Annotated in this window: 8 protein-coding genes; 3 read left to right on the top strand and 5 right to left on the bottom strand. The window is 39.6% G+C overall.

Annotation, left to right across the window (positions count from 1 at the left end):
• Positions 1-266 precede the first annotated feature (266 nt).
• Positions 267-1,259: a cytochrome-c peroxidase gene (locus tag ACVBIU_RS00425; protein WP_447162855.1), complete on the top strand. Its 993-nt coding sequence runs from the start codon at positions 267-269 to the stop codon at positions 1,257-1,259.
• Between the two features lie 102 nt (positions 1,260-1,361).
• Here ACVBIU_RS00425 and ACVBIU_RS00420 read toward each other — a convergent pair whose 3' ends face one another.
• Together ACVBIU_RS00420 and ACVBIU_RS00415 are read right to left on the bottom strand one after the other, a co-directional pair.
• Complete coding sequence (locus ACVBIU_RS00420; protein WP_447161371.1) at positions 1,362-1,721, bottom strand: DUF6508 domain-containing protein; 360 nt, start codon at positions 1,719-1,721, stop codon at positions 1,362-1,364.
• A gap of 399 nt (positions 1,722-2,120) precedes the next feature.
• Positions 2,121-3,020, bottom strand: coding sequence for a LysR family transcriptional regulator (locus tag ACVBIU_RS00415; RefSeq protein ID WP_447162856.1), 900 nt, complete (start codon positions 3,018-3,020; stop codon positions 2,121-2,123).
• A 151-nt stretch (positions 3,021-3,171) separates the two neighbouring features.
• On the opposite strand from ACVBIU_RS00415, the gene ACVBIU_RS00410 reads away from it, so the two are divergent.
• Positions 3,172-4,332: a homogentisate 1,2-dioxygenase gene (locus ACVBIU_RS00410; protein ID WP_447161373.1), complete on the top strand. Its 1,161-nt coding sequence runs from the start codon at positions 3,172-3,174 to the stop codon at positions 4,330-4,332.
• Positions 4,333-4,405: 73 nt separating this feature from the next.
• A complete protein-coding gene (hppD, locus tag ACVBIU_RS00405; protein WP_447162857.1) occupies positions 4,406-5,446 on the top strand; it encodes a 4-hydroxyphenylpyruvate dioxygenase in 1,041 nt (346 codons plus the stop codon).
• A 654-nt stretch (positions 5,447-6,100) separates the two neighbouring features.
• Here the strand turns inward: hppD and ACVBIU_RS00400 are convergent.
• The 3 genes from ACVBIU_RS00400 to ACVBIU_RS00390 all read right to left on the bottom strand — a co-directional run bounded on the left by ACVBIU_RS00400 (position 6,101) and on the right by ACVBIU_RS00390 (position 11,670).
• Entirely contained in the window at positions 6,101-7,261 is a 1,161-nt protein-coding gene (locus tag ACVBIU_RS00400; RefSeq protein WP_447162858.1) for a hypothetical protein, read from the bottom strand.
• An 83-nt stretch (positions 7,262-7,344) separates the two neighbouring features.
• A complete protein-coding gene (locus tag ACVBIU_RS00395; protein WP_447162859.1) occupies positions 7,345-8,556 on the bottom strand; it encodes a hypothetical protein in 1,212 nt (403 codons plus the stop codon).
• A gap of 138 nt (positions 8,557-8,694) precedes the next feature.
• Positions 8,695-11,670 (bottom strand): TrlF family AAA-like ATPase, encoded by a 2,976-nt coding sequence (locus ACVBIU_RS00390; protein WP_447162860.1) that lies wholly within the window; start codon positions 11,668-11,670, stop codon positions 8,695-8,697.
• Between the last annotated feature and the right edge of the window lie 336 nt (positions 11,671-12,006).

Raw genomic sequence — 12,006 nt, 5'->3', positions numbered from 1 at the left:
AAAATAAAAAGCCGTAAAACAGTGGTGAAGGTTAAACGGTTTTAGCTGTTATTAGGGTCGCCCGAAAATTAAAATCAACACAATCAGATGAAGAACTACCAAACCTACCTAACATTAGGTAGTCTGTCTGCGACCAACCTCTCAAATTATCAATCCAAATCAACGATAGTCCTAATCGAAACAAAGCGTTACCTTATTTTATAAAACTACATTATTATCGTCTCTTAAATTAACCCTATAAATTGTAATGTTTAATTGAGGCTAAAATGAATAAGCTTAGTTTGCTCTCTATCGCTCTTCTTTCTACTTTGTCTGTTAGCTCAAATGCATCTAGTGAGCCCATTGAAATCATTCCTGCGGCGGTTATTACTAACCCTGAAAAAGTTGAGCTCGGTAAGATGTTATTCTTCGAACCAAGATTATCTAAATCAGGCTTTATTTCATGTAATTCATGCCACAACTTATCTACTGGCGGCGTTGATGCGTTACCAACATCAATTGGTCACAACTGGCAAGAAGGTCCAATCAACTCGCCTACTGTTCTAAACGCCGAATATGGACTAGCACAATTTTGGGATGGCAGAGCGAAAGATCTTAAAGAGCAAGCTGCGGGCCCAATCGCTAACCCTAAAGAGATGGGCTTTACCCATGAACTTGCAGTCGATACCGTACGCTCTATGCCTGCATACCAAGCACGCTTTGAAACCGTCTATGACTCAAAAACTATCAGCATGGATATGATCACCGATGCGATAGCAGAATTTGAAAAAACCTTAGTCACGCCAAACGCGCCATTCGATCTATACCTTCAGGGTGATAAAGACGCGATTAGCGAGCAAGCAAAAGCCGGTTACCAGTTATTTAAAGATAAAGGCTGTGTAAGCTGTCACAACGGTCCTGCTGTTGGCGGCACTATGTATATGAAAATGGGTCTTGTTAAACCATTCCATACCGATAACCCAGCTGAAGGCAGAAAGGCTGTAACAGGCAAAGAAGCTGATAAGTTTGTATTTAAGGTGCCAACACTACGTAATATCGAACTTACCTACCCGTACTTCCACGATGGCAGTGTTTGGGAACTTGAAGAAGCAGTTAACACCATGGCTGATATTCAACTAGGTCAAAAGCTGTCTGATAAAGAAGTTAAAGAGATGGTGGCATTCTTAAATTCACTGACAGGTGAGCAGCCACAAATCGTGCTACCTATTTTACCGCCATCGAATAAAAACACCCCAAGGCCTGTGCCTTTCGAGGGCTAATTTCTCCCTTGTTCTGTTAAGAGCAACAAGAGTAACTAAAATAACAAGAGCCGCTTAATGCGGCTTTTTTAATATCTTGATTTATCCTTTTAGCAATTGGAATTACACCGCTGCTTGATAATTCAAACTTTGGAAACGTTCTACAATGGCAATTAATACGCCTTGGCAACGCATATTACTTAAAATACCAGGACTAAAGCTATCGATACGCGCCATTGCCGTTAACAATAGCTGGCATTCGTAAAATGATGCGTCAGCAATACACTCTGGCCTGTCGACCATATAGCTGTTTTGATACCACTCAGCCCAATCAAATGACGTTAACAAGATACCGTCGGCTTCGAGATCTGCCACAAACTCTTGTAAACGCAGATCGGAAACATAGTGAACACCGAGTTTTAGATCCGTTGCATACTTGGAATATAGGCTCGCTAGGTAACCTTGCAAAATTGAGCTCTTCATTTAAACCTCCAACTAACATAGCTATTTGCATAAATTTTTACATAAATGTTTGCATAGCTACTTGCATGGCATTACGTTAAATACCAGCCCGAAAGGCGATGTCTTTAACGTTGCATATGCTGTACCAAGTTCGATGAAGGTTATTCTAATCTAAGTAAACTGAACCCAAACTTAACGTCACACCACAACAAAACCGCTTAAATGCCACTTAAATACCAAAATAAATCAATAACTTAATCTGTAGCAAACCTAACCTGCATGTACTAGCGAATGAGTTCGATAGCCAATAAAGCTTTTTACTGCAGCCAAATACAAACGTGTGTTGAGTGCAAAACGCTACCGATAATCTGCATTTATCTATTCATTCTGCAATCAGGTCAGTTAACGTGATCCCAATCATTAGATGTGATGTTTTTCACAAGCAAACTCTTCCATAATCAGGTCGGTAAATAAGCGCCCTGCTCGGCCAAGCGGTCGCTCCATGGTCGACACTAGCTGAGGAGTAAAGCTGTAACGATTGCCACCGCTAAAATCCACTTCTACCAGTTCACCGCTTTTAAGCTCCGATTCAATCAAAAAGTCAGGCATCCAGCCAAAACCTAAGCCCATTAACAGTGCATTTTTTTTCATAATAAACCCTGAGAGATAAAACACTTTATCGCCACCAAACTGCAGTTCATCTCGATAGTGTTTATCTGATGAGGAGTCTTCAATGGTTAATTCTACGTGCTGTTGTAGCTCAAACAGACTCAGTTTTTTCTCATTTGCCAATAGATGGTCTGCAGCAACAACTAAAACACTAGTAATATCAGGTAAGGCTTGCGGCCGATAATTTGGCCCCGTTCGATAATCTTTCACCAACATTAAATCGGCACTGTCGCGCTCAAACCTATCTTGAACACCGCCTAGAAACTCCATGTTGAGCTGGACTTTGGTAGGGATCTGTAACTCAGCAAGACGTTTTAACGCGCGCATAATAGGTTTCATTGGCAAAGCGCCGTCGATAACAATCTCAAGTTTAGGCTCCCAGCCTTCACTAAAGCGACTCGCTAAATGCTCAATATTGGCAAGGTACTGCAGTAACCTTTGCCCTTCAGCCAAGATAACTTTGCCCTCAGGTGTTAATTCTGCTCGATACTGGTCGCGACAAAAAAGATTTACGCCAAGGTGTTGCTCAAGCTTTTTAACCTGGTAACTCACTGCAGACTGAGCCTTATGTAAACGCTCTGCAGCCTTAGCAAAGCTGCCCTCTTCGACTAAAACCTGCAGTACTTTAAACGCATCAACATCGATTCGCATATTGCTTCCTTTGCGTAAATCAAAATATACCATCTAATATTTAGATAGTGTTGAGCCAATTATTATTCTTTTTTTTGTTTGTTTAAGCAACTAAATTGAAGCTAGATCACATTATCAATAAGTGCGTGAGCACACTGAAGGAAAAGCAACTATGCCATTTTATGTGAAGCAAGGAACTATTCCCGCTAAGCGACATATCACATTCAAAAAAGACAATGGAGAACTCTACCGTGAAGAGTTGTTCTCCACTCATGGCTTTTCCAATATCTACTCGAATAAGTATCACCACAATATGCCGACCAAGGCGCTTGCTGTTAGCCCTTACATGCTATCTCATGGCGAAGACTGGCAAGACTCATTAGTACAGAACTATAAACTCGACACAAAGTTAGCAGACTGCTGTGGTAATTTTTTTAATAGCCGCAATAAAATCTTCTTTAATAATGATGTGGCCATGTACACGGCAAATGTTACTGAAGATACCTGCGAGTTTTATCGTAATGCCTATGCAGACGAAGTGGTATTTGTTCATGAAGGTGAAGGTACACTCTATAGTGAGTATGGCGCGCTTAGCGTTAAAAAGTGGGACTACCTAGTGATCCCTCGCGGCACAACTTATCAGTTAAAATTCGATGATTACAGCAATGTAAGACTGTTTGTTATTGAGTCATCAACCATGGTTGAGGTGCCAAAGCATTTTCGTAACGAATACGGCCAGATGCTTGAATCGGCTCCCTACTGTGAGCGCGATATCCGCACGCCCGAGTTACAAGAAGCCATCGTAGAGCAAGGCGACTTCCCGTTAGTGTGTAAATTTGGTGATAAGTATCAACTGACATCACTTGAATGGCACCCATTTGATTTAGTCGGCTGGGACGGCTGTGTGTACCCATGGGCCTTTAATATCCAGGAATACGCCCCTAAAGTGGGTAAAATCCACCTGCCACCATCGGACCACCTCGTATTTACCGCGCACAACTTTGTTATCTGCAATTTTGTACCACGCCCGTACGACTTTCACCCGCAGTCTATACCTGCACCTTACTATCACAGCAATATCGACAGTGATGAAGTGCTCTATTACGTCGATGGCGACTTTATGAGCCGTACAGGCATTGAAGCGGGTTATATGACACTACACCAAAAAGGCGTGCCTCACGGACCTCAACCAGGCCGTACTGAAGCCTCTATTGGTAAAACCGAAACCTACGAATACGCAGTGATGGTCGATACCTTCGCCCCACTCAAACTAACGGAACATGTAAAGCATTGCATGAGCAACGACTACAACCGTTCTTGGATTGAAAGCTAACGCGATAGTTCATGAATTAAGGCCACCAATAGAGTGGCTGGTATGTAGCATCAAATTGACAGAGGACATTACAATGGCAAGCGAACAAAACCCACTAGGCTTACTCGGCATCGAATTCACCGAGTTTGCCACACCTGAACAAGACTATATGCATCAGGTCTTTATTGATTTCGGTTTTTCATTGCTGAAAAAGTCAAAATCTAAAGAGATTTTGTACTACAAACAAAATGACATTAACTTTCTGTTGAATACCGAACGTAAAGGTTTTTCTGCCGAGTTTGCTAAAAGCCATGGCCCAGCAATTTGCTCAATGGGCTGGCGCGTTGAAGACGCCCAATTAGCTTTTGAAGGTGCGGTTGCTCGTGGCGCTAAACCTGCTGACGATGCAGCCAAAGACATGCCTTATCCCGCAATTTACGGCATTGGCGATAGCCTTATCTATTTCATCGACACCTTTGGTGAAACCGACAATATCTATGCCACCGATTTTGAGGATTTGGACGAACAAGTCATTGTTCAGGAGAAAGGCTTTATCGAAGTCGACCACCTCACCAATAATGTCTACAAAGGCACCATGGAGCACTGGTCAAATTTCTATAAAGACATTTTTGGTTTTACTGAAGTACGCTACTTCGACATTAAAGGCTCACAAACAGCGCTTATCTCTTATGCTCTGCGTTCGCCAGATGGCAGTTTCTGTATTCCAATCAATGAAGGTAAAGGCAGCGACAAGAACCAGATTGATGAGTATCTACGTGAATACGATGGCCCGGGTGTACAACACCTTGCCTTTAGAAGCCGTGATATTGTGGGCTCACTCGACGCGATGGAAGGCTCCTCTATTCAGACCTTAGATATCATTCCTGAATATTACGATACCATCTTTGAAAAATTGCCTCAGGTTACCGAGGATCGTGAACGAATTAAGCATCATCAGATTTTAGTCGACGGTGACGAAGACGGTTATCTACTGCAAATTTTCACTAAAAACCTATTTGGGCCAATTTTTATCGAGATCATCCAGCGTAAAAACAATTTAGGATTTGGTGAAGGCAACTTTACCGCACTGTTTGAGTCGATAGAGCGTGACCAAAAACGCCGTGGCGTGCTGTAAATAGAAGAATGATTTAGCACTCGTCTCACCATCAAAGACGCTAAGAGTACGCACAAAGGTAACTGCTCAAGCCGTTTAAGCGCTTGAGCTTTACCTCCGTGTTCTTCGTGAAAGCGAAGCGCTACGGGGTGAGATTAATGCTTTTAAAAAAGTTATGCTTATACGATACTTTCAGCGTTCGCTAACTCGTTTCTGGACAAAAGTCAGTTGGAGCTTACAGCTCGACTAGCCCTTACAGCGATATCAAACTTCGTTTGATTACAAAGCCCCAAAAGACTCGATATATTTTGGTTAAGAGTGGCATCCAACAAAAGTGGTTCCAATGGCCTGCGGCCAGCGCATGTGCAGACACTTCTGAGACTCGCTGCAAGCACGTCCATGTGAGCTCAACGAAAACATCCATGTTTTCGACGGTCTCAGCTGTATCTACACCGAGTTGGAACAGCATAATCTTTAATGTTTAGAGTTACGGCTAAAGCTCTAGCTCGTTTTTGGACAGAAATACGTTAGTGCTAAGACTCTAAATCTGGGTATTTGGATTAGGAAATGTAAGTCACCAGATATTAACGCCGCTGCTAAGCGGAAAAGAATAGTTGGATATAATCGTGAAGCGATGGCCAACTATTCTTTTCCGATTAAGCAACGTGTATATTTTTATTTTTCATACAACAGCATATTATGTTTCTCATGCTCACTTAATGATGCAACTTGAAAAAGGAAATGTTGACATTCCTCATCAGATTTATTGATGACGTCTCTAAATAGGTTTAGGTTTTCAAGTTGCTTATTACTTAGCTTGTTTCTTATGGTTTTTATCTCTTCAAGGCTTGCAGATTCAATATAACTAAAATATTTATTGCACAACCCCGCTATTACGTCTGAAAACTGAATTGATAGAGAACCTTTTGAATCGACAAAACTATAATTGAGTTGTATTAATTTATTATCACCAGCTCTTTTAAGAACCTCAAATTTTTCTTCAATTACACTTTCAATATCAAAATTATGAACCGAATTCCCAAAACTAACTCCTCGATTGTGATAAAAAGTTTCAAAACCATTTAACAGTAAGTCTTCATCTAAATCATAAGTCAGTTCGAGTTTAGGAATGTCTCTACACATCTGAAATAGCTCAGACAAATCTCTAAATTCTCTTTTTGTCTGTTCATCAATACCTGTATGGATAAACCGACTATATCTCAAGTTTTCTTTAAGAAGAGCGTTTATCTCACTTATGAGTTTTCGTTCAAATCCTGATTTAATTTTGGGGTAACCATACCTTTTAACCAAATTTAAAAACTTATTTTTTTCTAGTTTGATCAACCTGTAAAGAGCATCTTTGTAATAATCTAAATAGTTCCGAGCGTTTATTGAGTGATCAAATGAACTAGGATTTTTTTCTACAGCATAAGAAAATGCGTCATCAATTAAGTCAACAAAAGACCAGTATTCCATATTAAGATTGAAGTAGTGAATAAAGCAGTCGCTCTTCAAAATCCAATTCAGAAAAATAGTGATTTTTTCAGACTTCAAAACTTTCTCGAATGTCCCTTTACCAATGTGCTTGAACTTTATTTCTTTGATATTATCTTGGAGGGTCAAATCTCTTACTAATTGGGTAAAATCAACTTCAGAGCCATTTGGTTTATGAACTATCCCAGCTAATATAAAGTTCATAGATATTTTTTGGTTTGAATCATTGTCAATATTATAATTATCGTCATTAATTAGTAATGATCTAACATTATTTGATTCATCGTAATGAAAAACATAGTTTCTCTCAACTGTATCAAATGTTCCTTTTGAAGAGTCCACAGGCATTCCTTTCAATAGACAAAAATATAACGCCGCATTAAGCGGACTAAAATGGTTGATTACAATGTGTAGCGAAGCTTGGCTTAACCAATTGTTTTAATAAGATTTAAAAACTTTGTTAGGTTTTCAATTTCTGATTGAGACAATGACTCAAGGTGTTTAATAAGCGCTCTTTTTTTCTTTTTATCCGCAGTATCACCTTCAGGGGCAAATGCTAAAAGCAGATCTGTAAATCCAACATTTCTAATTTCGATTTGTTCTGTTTTATCAGATAAGCATTCTGGAACTTCGATTCTATATGGATCGCAAATTATTAACTTTGTACCAGATAACTTTAGCCAATCACAAAAGACCAAATTCACATGCTCATCTCCGAAGCCATAACCAATGACAATAAGCTCACGAATAGACTTAATTCTGGTCTTAAACTCTTCAAACAATTCTCTAGGTGCAATTTGTTCAAATTTATCTGAAAATTTGTGTCCACCTGAAAGTAGGGATCGCCTTAGAAATTGCTGCTCACCGGAATCATCCGTAACAAAAAGCTCATTAACGCATCGAGTGCCAGACTTTTGGCTTTCCTCCAAACTAAGCCTTTCGATATTTCGAACTGCTCTAACGTAAGATCCAAACTCGGAATCTCCGACAGACTTCAGATATTTACCTTTATCTTCTATTGCAAAAATATCAAATGATCCGTGTAATTTAATAAGATTAACGCCATACTCGTTTTGATCATGGAAATCTAAACAGTGCTGCTGGAGTTCCAATTTTGTAACAACTTTGAAAGAGCCAAATCGACTATATCCATGTTCACGATCAGCGTAGAAGCCATCTTTCAACGGAATTTCATAGAAGGAGCATAACTCCTCTACGATTAAATCATGGTTGAGTGAATAGATATCCAAACTGCCAAATTGTTTAATGATCTCTTTCAGACCAAAATAGTCATCAAATCTCAAGTGCATTCTAGGATCACATTTTTCCTGTAACTCAAAGAGCAATAACTGGATGCATTCTGTTGTTTGCTTAATTAAACCATCAACAATTCCTTGCTCATTTCCAACCTTAGATAGTTTCCATTTCTCTAGCTCGCTTACCATTTGCTCATAGTGCATATCTTTGTTGCCTATGATAGCCACAAACCGATCTTTAATTTCCTTATTATTTGAAAAATCGAATAGATCTGTATTAATTCTCTTTAAAATATTCTCGCTAAATGTGGCTGTAAATGGCCAAACAAGTGGCATCCCACACTCTACTGAGGCTCCTGCACCTAGAAAAAATGCTAACACTCGGTATGTACTCCTTGGAAATCTAACGTCTTAGTATTTATGCGTTTCGCTGTTTGCAGGGCATAAATCGCTTGTTGGACTTGGCTGATGCCTAATCCAGATTATTTGGTATGTTTTATGCCATAGGGAAGTGTTTCATTACCGTTCTAACCGTACACGTAAACGCCTGGCTCGTTCCTTAAATGCCCTATCTCCACCTTCTAATATGTCGCAAACACCTCTCCTGATGTCCTTATTTTCTAAACCGCCAGCTATATATGTTATCGGAGGTAACTCTCCAACTTGTTGAGCTCCTACCTCAGCAATAATAATCTGGTCGGCATCTGTATTTATAACCAAATTTGCATTATGCGTCACCATGATTACTTGCCGCTTACTTTTAGCTTTTATAAAAAGAGGAACAAGCTCATCATTGACAGACTTAGGGTCAAGATTCTCTTCGGGCTGATCGATGATTAAAGGGCGATCATCATCTTCATCTAGCGCTAAATACAAAAGTAAGAGAACAATTCCTCTGGTTCCAGGAGAAAGCTTACGAATATCTGTATTATCATAGACAATTTCATATTTAACACTGATATGTTCAGTACCATAGAGCCAGTGAGCAAACTGTTTGAGCCAGTTTTGGTACTCTACTTTTTGATTTGAAGCATATGGAGCATGAGCGAACAACGTTTTCATATTTTCATTCAAAAAACTTGATATCGCTTGCTGTACCTCAATTGCAGTTCCAGATTCCCAAACTCTTTTTAATTTATTAGTAGCAAGTGCTTTCAGTGAACCTTTACCATTAAAACTCCCTGACTTTCGTAGGTCTAAGAGATTATCTTCTGCAAAACCAGCCCACATGTCTATATCAACCACCCTTTTGACATTGAAACCTAATTTTTTCAGGGTGCCAGTCGTATTCTCTATTCTTTCCATAAGTGGTGCATATAGCTTTGCTAACTCATTTTGTTCAGAAATGATTGCTTCAAATATTCTAAAATATGCAACATCGCGATCTTCCTGCAATGCTTTCCATCTTGCCTTTGCACCTTTTGCATCATCAAGCTTTACTACTATTGATTTAACCTCTGCAGTCACTTTTCTGATTCTTGTAGTGAGAGCTTTGAAATTTTTTGCGACTGCTTCATCTTCACAAAAGAGCTTCTCTAGTCTTCCCACCTCTGCAGAAAGTACATTTAGAGTAAGCGAGTTTAAATCCATGCCTTCAGCTATTGGTGGTATTTGTTGATTATCAATCTCGGCTTCAGGGCCTTCAAGTCGAGTTATCTTCTTTTTAACGTTTGATATATAAAGCGACAAGTCAGAATCTACATTCCCTTTATAAATAAGAAGAAACTCATCCCACTCTTCGGGATTAAGTCCACTTCTTTCATACTTTTCTTTGATAGCCCTAAGGTTTTCTGGAGCTAAATGGTCGCGTGTACTTGCAACCTCATCCTGAAGAGATTCTAAGGCTCTTAAGGAAGCTTTCAGGTCATTTACAACTTCTCTCTTTCTTTCAGCTACTTCACTAATATTTTTATGATGTGCTTTTTCGGCTTCGGTTACTTTTTCAACTAACTTACCTTTATCAAAATTGTAACCTTCAAGTGTTTTTCTTTTTTGACGTTCAGCTAGTTCCAAATTAGATATTTCTTTATCCTTCTCAATTTCATTTGCGATCCTATCTGACAAATCAGCAATAGAATTGACTTCTCGTTCGCGAACCTTTTGAAAACGGCTGGTTTTAATACTCCTAAACTCAGGAAAGCTTACTGCACCGTCACGATCTTCCCATGGATAAGATTCTAGAATCACCCTTTCAATTTCCTCGATCAACCCATCTGAAACCCCTTTTGAAGAACACAGGTCTTCCACGAATTGTTGAGAAAGGTATCTAGCTCGGGGATATGAACAACTAGTTTGCGCATCTTTTCCATTTAAAAATCTAGTATTTTCATCAGAGCCAGCCCAAGTGGTAGTTATTTGTGCATCAGCTAGGAGCGGTCTCGCTCGAGTTAAAAAGGATGCACTTGAGTTTTCATCAGCAGCCCACGCATCGAGAGGAATAGAGTCTGAACCCGCTGCAATCATATCTGCTAAAGCTGTTTTGCCAGATCCTCTTGCACCGACTATGGCTACGAGCCCCGGGTTCAATGGTATATCTGCCGTTTTTAACCAAGGAGCATTTACAATAGATACGCTGGAAATTACTTGAGATGGACTTGCTGACACAGGTGGTTCACTACCAACATATGCTCGACCTTCAGGGTCAATACATGCTTGACGTAGTGAATCAAATATCAGCTCTCCTTTTACCCATGAATACCGTTCCTCTGCTGGAACACCCAGGTTCTTGAACCCATGGGAGTCACTGCCATGAAGGCATGGTTTGAGTCCGCTATACTGCTGTCGAATTTCTCTCGGAGATAGTTTTTTCTTTCCAAGCCAAAAATCTCTCTGAGCGGCACTACTAGAGAAGATAATATGTGAAAAACTCTCTATTTCCCTTCTTATAGTGGCATCAGCGCTTTCTCGAACACCGGAAGTTCCATCAGACTGGGCACCAGCAACAGCTAATAGAATGTTATTCTTTGCCCAATCACTCTTTGCATAATTCGTCTTAAGGGAAGAAAAATTTACTTTAAATTGGGTTGCTCCATGCTCAAGCGCCTTTCGGTTATCTTTAATATTGGGATCACACAGCTTCCCAAGTCGGGTAAGGTCATTCGCTGTGCATGAAAATGTATCTTGATGTGCTTCAAAAGTTAACCGTGACAAAAATCTACTTAGCTGTTCAACATGATCTGTATCATCAGGGCAAACGAGGAGATGTATATTAACAAACCCTGATTTTGCTGATATATCAAGTCTCAACTCCACGTTTGGAAATATAAGATCAACATCAGGTAATCTGCCACCCCTTTTATATTCAACAATTTTTTCATACTTGTCAGTCAAGTAGTAATCGGTTATTGCCAGAACTCTAACTCTAGGAGATATCTTCTCAAGTCCGTCTAGATAATTCCCCCATGGGTCGTTTCCCTTAAACTGATTATTGAAAACAGTTTCAGGTGTATGTATATGCGGTTCCCATCGATTCCACTCTGAACCTCGATTAATCATTTCGCCCCCAGCAAAGATTTCTAATAGTCAGAAACCTAATTTAATATTAATAAGTTACATTAAAAATGTCGCACTTAGTTCTACTAAAAAGCAACCATACTGTCTATGTAAAAGTTAGGATTACCATTAAATAGTTCGCTTTCCTAGCTTCATTAAATCGACTGAAGCGCAAGCTAGTTTTCGTAGTGATAGTGCAAGGGTTATTGTGACCTTTGTCCGCTACAGGTTGGATTATTAGATAGTTTTTGCTCATTCATTATTTTTTCTATCGTTAACCCTAGAATAAAATCGGTGATTAATATTTTGCTTTAACAAGCTTTGGGGCATTTCCAAGCT

The sequence above is a fragment of the Shewanella sp. 30m-14 genome (genome assembly GCF_052977125.1).
The sequence above is the reverse complement of the archived record's forward strand: the minus strand, read 5'-3'. Positions and strand labels throughout refer to the sequence as shown.